This is a genomic window from Cupriavidus plantarum (assembly GCF_905397285.1).
Taxonomy (GTDB): Bacteria; Pseudomonadota; Gammaproteobacteria; order Burkholderiales; family Burkholderiaceae; genus Cupriavidus; species Cupriavidus plantarum.
Genome location: NZ_CAJPUX010000005.1, coordinates 469118 through 484362, shown reverse-complemented (window position 1 = coordinate 484362; position 15245 = coordinate 469118). Strand labels below are relative to the sequence as shown.

At 65.9% G+C, this 15245-nt stretch carries 10 protein-coding genes; 3 read left to right on the top strand and 7 right to left on the bottom strand.

Going from position 1 to position 15245, the window contains the following annotated elements:
* Positions 1-38 precede the first annotated feature (38 nt).
* The 7 genes from KHP16_RS22245 to KHP16_RS22215 all read right to left on the bottom strand — a co-directional run bounded on the left by KHP16_RS22245 (position 39) and on the right by KHP16_RS22215 (position 10953).
* Positions 39-1388 (bottom strand): SLC13 family permease, encoded by a 1350-nt coding sequence (locus KHP16_RS22245; RefSeq protein ID WP_211961138.1) that lies wholly within the window; start codon positions 1386-1388, stop codon positions 39-41.
* Between the two features lie 135 nt (positions 1389-1523).
* Positions 1524-2324 (bottom strand): PIG-L deacetylase family protein, encoded by an 801-nt coding sequence (locus KHP16_RS22240; protein WP_211961137.1) that lies wholly within the window; start codon positions 2322-2324, stop codon positions 1524-1526.
* 157 nt (positions 2325-2481) lie between these two features.
* On the bottom strand, positions 2482-3072 hold the full coding sequence (locus tag KHP16_RS22235; protein ID WP_146208486.1) for a hydrolase: 591 nt from the start codon (positions 3070-3072) through the stop codon (positions 2482-2484).
* A 172-nt stretch (positions 3073-3244) separates the two neighbouring features.
* Positions 3245-4678 carry an MFS transporter gene (locus KHP16_RS22230; RefSeq protein WP_211961136.1) on the bottom strand — a complete coding sequence of 478 codons (1434 nt, stop codon included), beginning with the start codon at positions 4676-4678 and terminating at the stop codon, positions 3245-3247.
* A gap of 132 nt (positions 4679-4810) precedes the next feature.
* On the bottom strand, positions 4811-8908 hold the full coding sequence (locus tag KHP16_RS22225; protein WP_211961135.1) for an ATP-binding protein: 4098 nt from the start codon (positions 8906-8908) through the stop codon (positions 4811-4813).
* A 6-nt stretch (positions 8909-8914) separates the two neighbouring features.
* Positions 8915-9562 carry a response regulator gene (locus tag KHP16_RS22220; protein WP_109585019.1) on the bottom strand — a complete coding sequence of 216 codons (648 nt, stop codon included), beginning with the start codon at positions 9560-9562 and terminating at the stop codon, positions 8915-8917.
* Between the two features lie 461 nt (positions 9563-10023).
* Positions 10024-10953 carry a hypothetical protein gene (locus KHP16_RS22215; protein ID WP_109585020.1) on the bottom strand — a complete coding sequence of 310 codons (930 nt, stop codon included), beginning with the start codon at positions 10951-10953 and terminating at the stop codon, positions 10024-10026.
* 247 nt (positions 10954-11200) lie between these two features.
* On the opposite strand from KHP16_RS22215, the gene KHP16_RS22210 reads away from it, so the two are divergent.
* From KHP16_RS22210 to KHP16_RS22200, 3 genes are read left to right on the top strand one after another with little or no spacing between them, the layout of a single operon-like run.
* The gene (locus tag KHP16_RS22210; RefSeq protein ID WP_244214732.1) at positions 11201-11962 is read left to right on the top strand and encodes a fimbria/pilus chaperone family protein; all 762 of its coding nucleotides are present in this window, start codon (positions 11201-11203) and stop codon (positions 11960-11962) included.
* Between the two features lie 16 nt (positions 11963-11978).
* Positions 11979-14576 (top strand): fimbria/pilus outer membrane usher protein, encoded by a 2598-nt coding sequence (locus tag KHP16_RS22205; protein ID WP_211961134.1) that lies wholly within the window; start codon positions 11979-11981, stop codon positions 14574-14576.
* Complete coding sequence (locus KHP16_RS22200) at positions 14573-15226, top strand: DUF1120 domain-containing protein (RefSeq protein ID WP_109585022.1); 654 nt, start codon at positions 14573-14575, stop codon at positions 15224-15226. Before KHP16_RS22205 ends, KHP16_RS22200 begins: the two co-directional genes overlap by 4 nt.
* Positions 15227-15245 lie beyond the last annotated feature (19 nt).

Here is a 15245-nt window from a genome sequence, read left to right as displayed (position 1 = left end):
GCATGCCTCCGTCACAATGATCCGACCTTTCACGCAATCTATGTGCCAAGCACGACGAACAGGAACCACAGGACCACGGGCGCAATCAGCGTCACCATCGCCCCATAGACCATCAGGCTCCGGAAGAACGCCTGCCGGTCCACGCCTTGCGCGTTGGCGAGTACCAGTGCGCCGTTGGTCGAGAACGGGCTCACGTCCACGATCGTCGACGACACCGCCATCGCCGCGATAAAGCCGATGGCGCTCACATCGCCGCCCTGCAGGAAGGGCACCGCCAGCGGAATCAGCGACCCGAGCACGGCGGTGGAAGATGCGAACGCCGACACCACTGCGCCGATGAAGCACAGCAACAAGGCCGCCACCAGTGGCGACGTAAGCCCCGCGACGCTGTTGCCCACGAACGCGATAGTCCCCATCTTCTCGAGCACGCCCACATAGGTGCTCACGCCAACGATCAGCATGATCTCGGGCCAAGAGATCTGATTCAGCGCTTCCTTCTGCAGGTTGGGCGCCATCAGCGTCAGCAGCAATGCGATCGTCAGCGAGACGAAGCCTATGTCGAGCTTGAAGTAGAGGGTCAGGACGCCGAGTGCAAGCAGACCCGCCACCGTGAGATATTGGCAAAACGTGCCCGGCGCATCGGCCTCGCGATCGTGTCCGCCGACATCGTCATCGAGGTGCGCCACCACCGTGGCGCCCGCCATCGCCCGCGCACTGAACGACTCGTGCATGGGCACGCCACCGGCCATCGCGGCGACCGGCTGCGCCACACGCTGAGGCCTCCGCATCAGCTTCAGGCCGCCAAGCAGGAAGAACAGCCCGGCTGCCACGGCGAGGTTGAAGCCGAGGCTCGCGATGGCCGTGGCCATCTCGTTGAGCGGCAGCCCCGCCTTGTGCACGATCTTGTTCGTGATGCCGCCATAGATGCTCATCGGCGAGAAGCCGCCACCCTGCGCGCCATGTACGACCATCAGGCCCATCAGCAACGGACTGATGCCATGCCGCGCGGCAAAGCCGAGTGCAATCGGCGCGATGATCGCCACCGCGGCGGGACTCACCGCGCCCACCGAAGTGAGCAGCGCGGCAATGCCGAACATAATCCATGGAATCGCGGCGATACGCCCGCCCACCGCACGCACGGCGAGCCGCACGAGCCAGTCGATGGTGCCGTTTTTCTGTGCCACCGCGAAGAGGTAGGTGATGCCGGCGAGCGTAAGAAACAGATCGGCCGGAAAGCCCATGAAGATGGCCTTCGCGGGCATTCCCGCTACAAACGTGCCAACGAGAAAGGCGCCGACGAAGGCGAGCACACCCATATTGATGGGCAGCACCGTGGCCACGACGAACATCAGCGCGAGCACGGCAATGGATAGCAAATGTTGCGACACGTCTGTCTCCGAGAACTTTAAGAATCGTTTTATGGAGACGACGATAGGAGACGCCCGAGGCCCACGTCAATTAAGCTCGGGCGCGGATCCTTACCCGCGCAGGAAAGAACGATCGTTCAGAAAGCCGATGGCGGGTCAGCGCAATTGGGCTGCGGCGGACAGGCTCGTGGGGCCAAGCGACCAGTAGCGCTCGGGGGCGCCGAGGTCGGCCAGTTGCTCCGCGTTGAACAGGGGCAACTGGCTCTCGTAGGCCTCGATCGCGCGCATCTTCTGCGTCTGGAACGGCGCGATTGGCAGGTTTACGGGCGAGGCGAGCAGGCCTTCCTGCCACCATGCCATCAGCCGGTTCTGGATCATCCCCGGCATGCGCCGATAGATCGCGTCCTCATAGAAGAGCCATTGCAGCGAGGCGGGCGCCGAAACAGGGTGGGCGCCGTGAGGATCGGCGGAGGCTGCATGCGTCCCCGCATGCGTGGTGGCGCTGGTCGCCGCACCCGCGGGCGCTTCCGCATGTACGGCCTCACGCACAAGCATGCAAGCGGCATTCACGAGCGCATGATCGGAGTGGAACAGGCCAAGCGGCGCGACGACCGTCCCATGCGGCTGCATCGCGAGCAGACGTCCCAGGCGGACGGCGATATCGACGGGGGTATAGCGCTTGCCATATTGACTGTCGAGAAAATCGAGCCAGACCGGCTCGCCCCCCAGCATGGCCAGCGCGCGGGCGTCTTCGTGACGGCGCGCGTGCACGGCCTCATGCCCGGTATTGAAGCCAGCGGCGCGATCCCAGTCGGGAGCGTCGATGCCTTCGGGGGGCACGCCCGCGAACACGGTCACCACGAGTGGATTGCGGCAGGCCGCGATGAGCGCGCCGCAGCTGAACACCGCATCGTCAAGATGCGGCGAGATGATGGTCAGCGACTGAGGAACTTGCATATCCATTCGGGTTGCCGGGTGGAGGAGGATCGCACGGATGTGCTGCAATCCCTATGCCAGCCGGCCGCCGCGTGAATGGCGGGCGCAAGTCTGCCTCACCGCCCACGCGATGCAAATCTATCGCGCGTCACTGCAAGATTTACTGGTTCTCTACTGTTCACTTCTCGGCAGTATCCAGCGCCGCCAGTACTTCGGCCGACTGACGCACGAGCCCGATCCGCGGGAACACGAATCGCACGGCCGCCTCATGGTGCTCGGCGGCCGCGCAGCTCATCGCATCCTCGGCGAGCACCAGCGTGTACCCATGCTCGTAGGCGGCGCGCGCCGTCGACTCCACGCCAATATTGGTCGAGATGCCGCCCAACACGATCGTATCGATGCCGCGCCGGCGCAATTGCAGATCGAGTTCGGTGCCGTGGAACGCGTTCCACTGCCGCTTGACGATCTGGATATCGCGCTCGCTGACTTCGAGCACGTCCGGATACGTCCACCAGTCGGCGGGCAAGCCCCCGGGCGGGCGCGGGGCTGGCTGGTCGACGGGCTGCGTGAGGGCATCGCCGAAGTCGGCACTCCAGCCGACGCGTACGAGCACGACGGGGGCACCGGCTTCGCGGAAGCGGCGGGCCAGTGTTGCCGCCGTGGCCAGCGCCTCGGTGCCCGGCCTCGGCGCCTTTCCGAAACCGAGAATGCCCTGCTGCAGGTCGATCAGCACGAGTGCCGTGGAGTGGGGAGAGAGCTTGTGCAACATGAGGTCCTCCATCGCATGCGCGGCATGCGGGTCGTCAGGGGGGACGTCAGGCGGGTGCCGAACAACCGCCCGACGTCGATCTGGGTCGGTCGAGGTTAGGGATCGGATTTCGGAGATCGAATCTAGAAGATTGGACACAGGGCGTTGGACATAGGGGATCGGGCATCGGCCATCAGGCATCCGCGTCCGCCGTTATGGCCGCCTCGGCCGCCTCGGCCGCCGAGGGCTTGCTGCCATCCCGCGGTCCGCCGCCGTCCCGCGCGTCGCGCAGCCGGCTCAGGCTGATCGCCGCCCCGATCGCCGCCACGCTCGCCGCCACAAACAACGCGCTCCGCGCCGCGCTCGACCGGTCGATGCTGAACAGCAATGCCACGAACGCCGTGCCGGTGGTCTGCCCGAGCAGCCGGGTGGTCGCCTGCGCACCGCTCGCGCCGCCGCTGCGTTCCCGCGGCGTAGCCGAGATCATCGCGCGGTTGTTCGGCGACTGGAACAGCCCGAACCCCAGCCCGCACAACCCCGTTCGCCACGCGATGTCGAGGTTGCCCGCGTCATGCGAAATCCATCCCAGGCTCAGCAACCCGGCCATCATCAGCAGGAGGCCGATCCCAGCCAGCACGCTAGCGGAGTACCGGTCCGACAGCCGCCCCGACACCGCGGCCATCACGGCTACCATCAGCGGCCAGGGGGTGATCAACAGCCCGGTCTCCTGCAGACCGCGCCCAAGCTGGTATTCGAGGTAAAACGGCAGCGACACGAACGCGAGCATCTGCGTCATGAACGAGCAGAACGATGTACCGACGGCGAGCGTGAATGCGCGGCTCCGGAACAGATCCACAGGCACGAGCGGCGCGGGCCTGCCATGCTGGCGGCGCACGAGCACCCAACCGAGCACCACCGCGAGCACGAGACCCGCCGCGCCGGCCACGCGCAACGCGGGATGGCCGAGGTGGTCGACGCCCAGGATGAACAGCGCAAACACGACGGCCGACAGCACCGCGCTTGGGTAGTCGAACTCGCGCGGCTGCGCGGGCGTCATTGGCAGCGCGCGCTTGCTCAGCACCAGCGCGAAAATCGCCACGGGGACATTGATCGCGAAGAGCCACGGCCAGTCGCCGAACGACAGGATCAGCGCGCCCAGCGACGGACCGATGGCGATGGTGGCACCCACGACCAGCGCATTGAGGCCGATGCCGCGGCCGAGCTTGGTGGGCGGATAGATAAAGCGGATCAACGCCGTATTGACGCTCATGATCCCGGCACCGCCGATGCCCTGCAGAACGCGCGCCGCGACGAGCATCGGCAGATTGACCGAGACCGCGCACAGCAGCGAGCCGACCAGAAACGTGGCCAGCCCCGCGCGATAGACGCGCTTGTAGCCGAGGATGTCCCCCAGCGACGACAGTGGCAGCAGGCACACGGTCACCGTCAACTGATAGGCGTTGACAACCCAGATCGTGCGCGCGGGGTCGGCATGGAGCTCGCGGGAGATCGATGGCAAGGCAATATTGGCGATCGATCCGTCGAGCACGGCCATGATCAGGCCACAGAACACGGTGAGGACGGCCCAGGTGCGCTGGGGTTTGGGTAGGCCTGGATACGGCTGCATGAGGGAGAGGCGGGCGAGAAGCGAAGCGGAAACCGGCGCGTGACGGCCGCGACATTATCGTCCTGCCGCCACAACTCCGCAAACGGCTTCGCGCGCGGGCTCACGGCCCTGCCGGGCAGGTCCTGAATGTCTCTATTTGTCTGCTTCGCCTGCGGGGTCCCCAGGCATGGCCTCGTTCGCCGCGGCGGGTACGGGCATCTGGCGATACGCACGCACGGCGGCATAGAGCGCCTGCGCGCGTTTCTCGATGGCGTCGGTCCAGACGTCGGTCTCGCGGCATTGCCGCTCCACCTCGCGACAAATAGCAACGATCGAGCGCTGTTCCACGATGCGGAAAGCACCCGCTGCACGATGCGCCCACTGAAACAACCCCTCCGTATCCCGCCGCTCGCGACACGCGGCCAGCACCGGCAGATCGGTGTCGAGCTGGGTGCGCAGCAGCGCGTCGTAGTACGCGAGCGGCTTCGACGACCGGAGCGAGCGCGTCGATGCCGTCGCCGCTTCGGTGGCCGAAGGCAATGCCGATGGCAATGTCGTAGGGACTGTCGATGGCAATGCCGAAGCCGAAGGCAATGCCGATGGCAAATCCGACGCCGACGGCAACGCCGATGCCGATGCCGACGGCGACGGCGACGGCGACGGCGACGGCGACGGCGACGGCGATGCCGATGCCGATGCCGATGCCGATGCCGATGCCGATGCCGATGCCGATGGCGATGGCGATGGCGATGGCGATTCCTCCGCCGATGCCGCCGCAGGCACCACGCGCCGCAACGTGGCTTCGATCTCGGCAAGCGAGGCGGGCTTGGCAATGTGCCCATCGAAGCCGCGCTGCCGCCAGTCCTTGCCCGCCCCACGCGGCGTTGCTTTCCAGCCGGGCCTGCCGTCCGCCTTGTCAGCAGCCCCGCCGCCCACACCAGCGCTCACACCAGCGCCCACACCACCGCCCACACCACCGCCGACGCTGTCGCCTACCCCATGGTCCACCCCATCGTCCGCATGCGTGAGCGCGCTGAACGCGAGCACCGGGAGTCCCGGCCGCGCCGCGCGAACCGCGGCGAGCAGCGCGTACCCATTCATCGCGGGCATATGAATATCCGTGAGCAGAATGTCGAACGTCGCCTGCTCGAGCGCTTCGAGCGCCTGCCGCCCATCGCCGACCACGGTCGGGCGGCAGCCCAGCACGGCCAGTTGCTCGGCAATCAGCGTCTGGTTCAGTAAATTGTCCTCGGCCACCAGCACACGCAGCGCGCGGAACGTGCCGGACGCCACCGTCACACCGGCCGCCACACTAGTCGCCACACTAGTCGCCGCTCTGGCCGCCGCACCGCCCGCAGACCCGGTCATCGCTGCAGCGCCCGCCCCGCCAGTGCCAGCTTCCACAGCGCCCGCCGCCGCGCGGCCAGCCCCCGCATCGGTACCCCCCACATCGGTACCCCCCACATCGCGGGTTCCCACATCGCCGGTCTCCCCCTCATCGGCTTCCGACGTCATCGCCGTCTCCAACGCCGCCAACACCCCATGATGATGGAACGTCCCGACCTCGAAGAGCCCCGGCAGCCGATGCACCGCCTGCGGTGGGCCTTCCCGGGTCACCCATACGATCGCCAGTCGCCCCCCATCCGCTCGGCGCGGCAGTCGCCCATGCAAGGCGCTCACCACCGCCAGGCCGTACTCACCCGACACCAGCACCCCCTGCGGCCGATTCACCTCGAGAAACCGCTCCGCCGCCGCGATCGACTGCACTAGGTGCGTCCGCCATCCATACGCCTGCAACCAGGCCTCCGCATTGCCACCCGTCTCGCTCTCCTGACTCACGATCAACACGCTCGCGCCAGGCAACACGGGCGGTGCCTTGGCGTCCGCCAGGGCATCTTCATCCCGCAAGGTCACAGGCACATGCATCGAGAACGCGCTCCCCACGCCTTCCACACTCTCGACCGTAATATGCCCGCCCATCAGCTCGCACAGCCGTGCACAGATCGACAGCCCCAGACCGGTCCCGCCATAGCGGCTCGCGGTATTGGCCTCCGCCTGCACGAACGGATGAAAGATGCGCGCCACGAGCGTCGCCGGCATGCCAATGCCCGAATCCCTGACCTGACACACCAGCACCGTGCGGCGCTTGGCATCGGTGGTCAGCCGCGCACTGAGCGTGACCTTGCCGCTCGACGTGAACTTGAACGCGTTGCTGAGCAGGTTGTTGACGACCTGCATGATCCGCGTGCGATCGCCCACCACCGTGATATCGAGCGATGGCGCGATCAGTGGATAAAAACGGAGCGGCCGGTCGCCGACCATCGGGCAATAGGACAGCGCAAGACTCTCGAGGTCCTCGAGTGGGCGGAAGGGCTCCATCGCCAGTTTCATTTCGCCCGCATCGATCTTGGAGAAATCGAGGATATCGTTGACGATGCGCCGAAGGCCGCTCGCCGCGACATCGAGGGCCCGCAGCCGCGAGGCATGCGCATCGAGCCCCGGCGTCCGCGCGAGCAGTTCGAGGTTGCCGAGCAGCGCGTTGAGCGGCGTGCGAATCTCGTGACTCATCGCGGCAAAGAAATTAGACCGCGCGCGCATGATGCTTTCGGCCGTCTGTTGCGCGGTGCGAAGCCGCTCCTCGAGTTGCTGCTGCGCCGTGACGTCCTGAACCGCGCAGAACAGTACGTCCTCGCCCCGGTACCGCACGGGTGCGTAGGTAATTTGCAGGAAACGCCGGTCGGCATGTTCGTCCGCCGCCGCCGTCTTCCCCAACGTGTTACCCGCGCCCTTCGTGCCGTTCGTGGCCTTCGTTCCAGTCTTGTCCGCCATGTGCGCCGTGTCCAGCGCGCCCTCCGGTTGCGCGGGCACGATCAACTGTGCGGTGGCCCCGAGCCGCTCCGCCTTGACAATGTGCGGGCCGGGCGGGAACGCCGACACGATATGCCGCGGCAGCCGCGGCGGCTCACCAAGATGAAGCAATGTGTCCGCAAGCAGGTTGGACCGCACCACCCGGTCGTCGGACAGCCGGACGATGCACAGCCCGATTGGCGTCGCACTGACCAGGACGTGATTGATGGTCTCGTTCTCGAGGGCGCGCGTCGCCTCTGCATGGCTGCGACGAAGCAGGTGGATGTCCCAGTAGCGGGCGGTGATGACGATCGCCGCGATCAGCAGCAGTGCGAGCGCGCCGATGATAGCCAGATCGCTGGCCAGCGACGCAAGGAGCGTCGCCACTGGCACGAAGTAGACGAAGGTTCCGAACCCCGCATGCAGCGGCTGCACGAGCAGCACCCCCGCGCGCGTGATCTCGAACCGCTCGCGCGGCAACTTCCGCGCGCGCGTGACGATCCGGTCCACGTCCTCCCGCGGCATCAGGGGCGAGGTGTCGATCAGTTGTTCGGCACTGTTGAGCAGCAGCAGGGTAGCGCGGTCGTTGCGCGCGGTCGTGCGATGCAGCCACGCGAGAAATTCCTCGACGGGAATCACTGCGGCGATGAGCGTCGTCGCGAACTCGCCCGAGTAGACCGCGGACACCACGGTCATGACCGGCGTCCCCAGTACGGGATCGATGGTGGGGCCCAGCCATACCTGCTCGTTGCGCCGCGGCACCGGCTGGCCGATACGCTGACGCAGGGCGGCGCCCAGCCGGTCGCGGATGTCAGTGGCGAGGTTGGGCGCAAGAAGCGCCGAGTGACTGGGGCTCGGATGGTCGCGCGGGATGACGATCGCATACTCGCCCTGCACGTCGACGATATAGGCGCGATGATCCAGCTCGAACGCCTGCTGCGTCGTGATGGCCGCCGTGGCGATCTGCTGAAGCTGCGCCAGCCGCTCGGGCAAAGCGCTGCCCCATGCAGTGCGCGTGGCGGCGGGCACCAGCAAGGCATACCCGGGATCCGGCGCCTCGGCGATGCCTGTCTGCTGGATCTGCCGCACGATGTCCGCGTTGGCGGGCTGCCGCGCGACGCTCTCGCGGTTGTATCGAACCGTCAGGTCCGTGCGACGCAGGAAAGATACCTCGCCCTGCAGCATGAGCGAGATCGCGGCGACATACTGGCCGACCAGGCTGCGCCGGTCGTCGAGGTGACGCGCGGCCGCCAGTCCGACGAGCAGGATTGCCGAAACAAGGACGATCGCTATCAGCAGCCCGATGGTCGCGTAGTAGAGATTGCGCTGGCGCCGGGCATTGCGCGCCAGCGCTTCGAACGCCTGGGCCAGCGCTTCTTCGGTGCGGTCGAGGATTTGCTGCATGGCGCGTCAGATCAATCCGTTCTCATAGGCATACCGGATCAGATCTGTATTGGTCTGAACGCTGAGCTTGCGCATCGCCACGGTCTTCTGGCTGGAGATGGTGCTGACGGACCGCCCGAGCTTGCTGGCGATTTCGTTGAGCTGAAAGCCCTGCGCGTATAGCCGCACGACTTCAAGCTCGCGCAGCGTCAGGTCTGTGGACGGCGCCGTCATCGCCGCCGCGCTGTCCAGTACCGCCCGGATCGATGGCGAATAAAAGTGCCCATTGCTGACGGTCACATGCACGCAGGCCCGCACGATCTCGTCGAGCTCGTCCTCCTTGCTGACGAACGCGCGCACACCGAGCTTCATCGCCCGCGTGACCACGCCAGGGTTTATCTGTGCGCTGACCACCACGATCCGCGTCTCGGGAAAGCGCCGCGCGAGCCGGCGCAGCAGATTGAAGCCATCCAGCGACGTATCGCCGTGGCCCATGCTGAAGTCGGTCACCGCGACATCGACCGGGTTCTGGGCCAGTGCGGCAATCAGTTCGCTGCCATTCGTGCACTCGCACGTCACCTGGAATCCTGGTGTCCGATGCAGGCAGTCGCGCAATGCGACCACTACCAGGGGATGATCGTCGGCCAAGGCCACACGGAGGGTTTTCGCCGGCATCCTGAAATTCCTTTCCGCTGTCACGCAGCGTGCTTATCGCAACCGCTCGTTAAAGTTTAATGCGTCCAAGAGAATAAGGAACGCACGGAAACTACTGAACTCCAGACGTATTCAGGTCAGAGATATGCATGGAAATTGACTGCCCGGTCGAAGTCGGCAGGTAAGAGGAGTCTGTGATGATGAAGAGACAATGCGCTAAAGTCAGTAATTGTGTTTGTGATAATCAGATTGCGAAATAGTAATTCTACGAATTCGGTGTAACTTCGGGCCGACGTGAGAATTAAATTTAGCTAAGCAACGATTTAAGTTTCGATGTGGCTGAGGGACACTCGGCTCCGAGACGGAACGGCCCAAGGATGCCGCGTCCTTCGGGCCGCTCCGGGCGAGCGAGAACTTAAGAAGCACGAAGCGGCGCACTAAGCAGCGCACTAAGCAGCGCACGAAGCGGCGCACCATGCGAATCAGGCGGCCTGCAGTCGCTCCGCCTGCCGCAGCAGCGCCTGGGGCAGGCCGCCGTACTGCGGCAGCAGCCGCGTCACCCGCTCCATGAACTGTGTGCATCGCTGCGACTGGGCCGGCGCGCCCGGATGGACGAGTGCCGCCGCGGGATGCTGCATGACGGGGTGGGTCGCCAGCCATGGGGGAACGGTCTTGGCGCCCCGGAGGCGCATCAGCATGAGCAGCTCCACGGGAATCGCCTGCTCGACCGGGTGATCGAAGTCGAAGAGGTTGGCGCCCGAGTCCAGCCGGCATTGCCGCATGCGGCGCTCGGCCAGCTGCAGGATGGTCGCGGCGAACGTGCTCTCGTCCATTCGCCAGCGTTCGCGCGCCTGCGCGAGCGCTGCGTCGGCCTTCTGAAACGTGGCCGGCGGCACGGGGATGCCCAGTCCGTCGCCCGCGATGCTGACGATCATGCCCGCCATGCCGCCGATCTGATGCGTGCCGGTCAGTTCGGCATCGGCCTCGAACCACGACTCCAGCGCGAATGCCGCGAGCTCTGTCCAGTCGAGGGCCAGCAGCATGGCGATCTGCAGCGCCATGTCGCGCTCGTAGACCTGCCGACGACAGGGCCCGCTCCATTGCTCCTTGTGCATGGCCAGCGCATGCGTGCCGGCCAGGGCCTCGACCACGCCAAGCTGCAGGGACAGCCAGTTCGTCGCGGGCAGGATGTCGCCGCCGCTGAGATCGATGGCGCGCCACTGTCGCAGCCGGCCCAGCCAATACATGGCACGCGCCGCGCGCGGTAACGGCAGCGTCTGCGGCGTCGCGAGAAACGCCGCGAGGGTGTCGCGATACATGGCATTCAGTGCGACCGCCTCGGCCTGCGCGGTATGAATGACGGTTTGCCGCGCTAGTTCTGCCTCCATTCCTTTGGTGATCTTCCCTGGCATTTGAGATCTCGTCGTTGTGTGAAAAGCGACACTAAGGCGAGACGCATAAACGGTCCATCGTAGTTTATTTAAAAGAAACAACACGTGATGTCGTCTCCTAGTATTCGAAGATGAATAGTGAGAGGAGAGGTAAGTATGAAAATTAAAGATATTGCTATTTAAGAGAGTGATTTGGTTATGGAAAATCTATTGGTTTTGAATAAACAACCACGCAAATCTCTGTGTGTGGTACACAACCAGGAAAGACATGATGAAGAATCCTATGTTTCGACGCCGCGGTGCCGCAGGGGTGGCGCTCTTCGCGGCATTGTCCACATCGGCGCTGGCCACGGGCATGGTGCCCGAGACATCCGTCGTGCTGCTCAACGAGGCCGACGGCGAGACGACGATGAATGTCAAGAACAGCGACGCGACGCCGCAGCTGCTCTACTCGTCGGTGAATCATATCGACGAAGACCAGGAAGACCTCGTCGTGGTAACGCCGCCGGTGGCGCGCGTGGAAGCCAACGAAACGCAGGTCGTGCGCTTTCTGCTGCGTAGCAAGACGCCCCTCAAGACGGAGCGCCTGGCGCGCGCTGTCTTCGAAGGCATTCCGCCGAAGGACACCAAGCCCGGCGAAGCGCGCGTGACGATGACCGTGCGCCAGGACCTGCCGCTGGTGATCCATCCCAAGGGACTGCCGCTTGAGCGCGAGCCCTGGAAGCTCCTCAAGGTCGCGGTGACGGGCAGCGAGCTCGTCGTGACCAACGATAGCCCTTATGTCGTGCGCCTCGCCCAGAACGTGCAGTTCCAGCCCGGCGGCCAGACCGCCGAGCTGCCCCGCCCTTATGTCCTGCCCAAGACGACCGTCAAGGTCGATCTGGGGGGCGGGGTGAAAGAGGGATCGAAGGACGCGCCGAAGGTGGCGCCCGCGGCGGCCGCGAGCCTGCGGCTGTTCCCCGCGACGTTGTATGGGTTTGCAGTGGAGAGCTATGACGTTCCGTTGACAACCCCGCAGGCCGCTAAATAGTCGTTCGGAGCCTGCAATGCATCATTTCCCGAGGGCGGCGCGTTCCGCCTCCGCGCCGGCGCTGTCGGCCATCGCGCTCGCCGTGCTGGCGCTCGGAGGCATCCATGCCGCCGGCGCGGCCGAGCCCGCGTCTTCCCCATCCCTGCCGCCTGCCGGCAGTCCAGCCGCCAGTCCAGGCGCCAGTCAGACCGACAATACGCAGTTCGACCTCGAGATGATGAAGTCGCGCGGCATCGATCCGAAGGTGGCCGAGTATTTCATGCAGCAGGCGCGATTCACGCCGGGCATGACCGCCGTGACGCTCAGCGTCAACGGCCAGCGCAAGGGCGCCGCCATGGCGCGCTTCGATGAAAAGGGCCAGCTCTGTTTCGATCGCCGCTTTCTGACGCGCGCGGGCCTCCGCATGCCGGACGACGCGGAAGGTGCGTCGGCCAGGGGGGCTGGCCGCGCCGACGGCGCTGACCGCGGCGTCCTGGACCCGGCGGCACCGGGCGGGCAGTGCCTGGGCTTTCGTGATGCGTATCCGCAGACCGTCGTCACGCTCAAGCCGAATGCCGCAGTCGTCGAGCTGCTCGTGCCCACCGACGCGCTTGTGCCCGACGCGCAGGCCCAAGCCGACTACACGAGTGGCGGCACGGCGGCGCTGCTCAATTACGATCTGCTCGCGGTCGGCAACGCGTTCGCGGGCGGCAGCTCGAAGTACTACTCGGCCGCGACCGAATTCGGCTTCAACATGGGCGACTGGATCGTGCGTAACCGCAATATGTACAGCAACGACGGCACGACGTCGACGTTCTCCCATCTGTACGCGTATGCGCAGCGCACGTTCGTGAGCCAGCAGGCGGTGTTCCAGGGCGGCGAGATCAACGTCGCCAATTCGATCTTTCCCGGCCCGGCGATCTACGGCGCGCAATGGATGCCAGAGATGGCGCTGCGCCGCCCCGCGAGCCCCGGCACCGCTGTCGAAGGTATCGCGCAGACACAGGCGCGCGTGGAAGTGCGGCAAGCTGGCGCGGTCATCTACACGACCGTGGTCCCGCCCGGGCCGTTCACGCTGACCAATATCCCGCTGCTCAATGGCAGCAACGACCTCGAAGTTACCGTGATCGAAGCGACCGGGGTCTCGCGCCGTTTCGTGGTGCCGGCCGCGCAGCTCGGCGCCGGTACGCTCGGCGTCACGCCGGGCTATGCATTCGCGGTCGGCAAGCTGCGCCAGCTCGGCAACGAGCCGGAAGCCAAGCCATGGATGGCCACCGCCACGGGTACGTGGCAGCTCGGCAGGAACGCGGGACTGACCGGCGGCCTGATGGTCGGCACCCAGTATCAGAGCGCTGCCGCGGGTGTGGATGCGCGGATGTTCGGCACCACCAACGCCAGCCTGCGCGGCATTCTCTCCAACGCGACGCGCGAGTCCTATCGCGGCGCACAGTTCATGGGGTCGATCTCCTCGCAGCTCGGAGGCTCCTTCTCGGTCAATGTGACCGCGACCCAGCAGACGCCGGGCTACCGTTCGATTACCGATACCACGCAGGACACGACGCAGGACTGGATCGACAGCCATTTCCGCGGCCAGTACACGGGCGGCGTGGCATGGAGCCACGAGGTGCTCGGCGCGTTCTCGCTGAACTACAGTCGGTCCACGCTGTTCGCCGGCGACACGACCCAACGCGTCACGGGGTCGTGGGGCAAGTCGTTCAAGTACGCCACGGTGTCGCTCAGTCTGGAGAAGGCGCTTGGCGGCAATACCGGCACGAACGGCAATTCGGTCTATCTCAGCGTGTCGGTGCCGCTTGGCAAGCGCAGCGTGCGTGGATACGTCAATCGCGTCGATGGCTCCACCCGCCTCGGCGCGACGTACAACGAAGTCGTCAACGACGTCTTCAACTACAGCCTCAACGCCGAAACGCGGCCGGGCGAGGGCAGCGCCTCCGCGTCCGCCAATGCATCGGTCACGCCGTACTACACGCGCGCCAATGTCGGCGTGGCGCAGTACGGGTCCGATAGTACCTCGTACAACGCCGAACTCAGCGGCGGCGTGCTTGCGCACAAGCAGGGCGTCACGTTCTCCCCGTACGCCATCAGCGATACGTTCGGCGTGGCGTCGCTCGGCAGCGATCTGTCGGGCGTCAAGATTTCCACGCCGCAGGGGCCGGTGTGGACCGATGCATGGGGCCGTGCGGTCATCTCCACCGCGCCGCCGTATGCGCAGTCGCGGCTTGAGGTCGCCACGACATCGCTGCCGCGCAATGTCGATATCGGCAATGCGTTCATGCAGATCAACCCGGGCCGTGGTTCCGTCAGCTACGTCAACTTCGATGTGGTCAAAGTGCGCCGCCTGCTGCTGCATACGACCGATGCGGCCGGCAACCCCCTACCGCGCAACGCGACGGTGACCGATGCGAGCGGCAACTTCGTCACGACCGTGCTCAACGACGGCACGATCTTCCTGTCGAACTCGGTCGTCGGCGCCGGCCTGCAAGCCGTGGACCAGTCAGGCAGTGCATGTGCCCTGGAATTCACTGTGCCGGTGACCCAGGATCTGGAAGCCTATTTCGACGAGGTAGAAGCGCGCTGCATGCCGCTCGCCAAGTCAACTGAAGGAGAGCGCAAATGACGCGCGACAACGCAATCCGCGCCGGCTTGGGTGCGATGGTCCTGACCACGGCCGCCGTTACGGGTCTGGCCATGGCGCAGGCCCCGCAAGGTCCGCAGGCCCCGCGCCCGGGGGGCGGCGCCGCCACCGCGCCGATGGTGGCGGCGCCGCCCGCCGAGCGCTGCCAGCTGATGGTCAGCGAAGGCGGTCTCGATTACGGCCCGATGACGCGCTACCGGCTGGAATCCAGCGGCCGCGGCACGGACCTGTCGCTGGGCAAGCGGCGCATGACGATGAACGTGACCTGCAATCGGGCGTCGATGCTTGGTATCGTGTTTCGTGCGCCGTCGGTCGGCACGGAGTACGTGTTCGGCAGCGTCGGCGGCAAGAGCGGCAAGGTCACGCTGCTGATGTCGGAGGCGCAGGTCGATGGCCAGCCCGCGCAGTTGGGTAACGCGACGGGGGCAGGCACGCTGCCCGCGACGCTGGGCAGCTCGGCGCGGTTCACGCCGGGACAGGCGATCGTCCCCGTGATCGATGGCCGGCCCGCGCAGGGCATGCGCTTCTCCGCGACCGTCGAAATCGATCCGACGGTGCCGCGCGGCGACAGTCAGGTGGCCGCGCCCACGCCGTTGCAGTCGAACGGCGCGTTTCAGGTGCTGTGGCGCTGAGGGGCAAAAGAGACAGCAT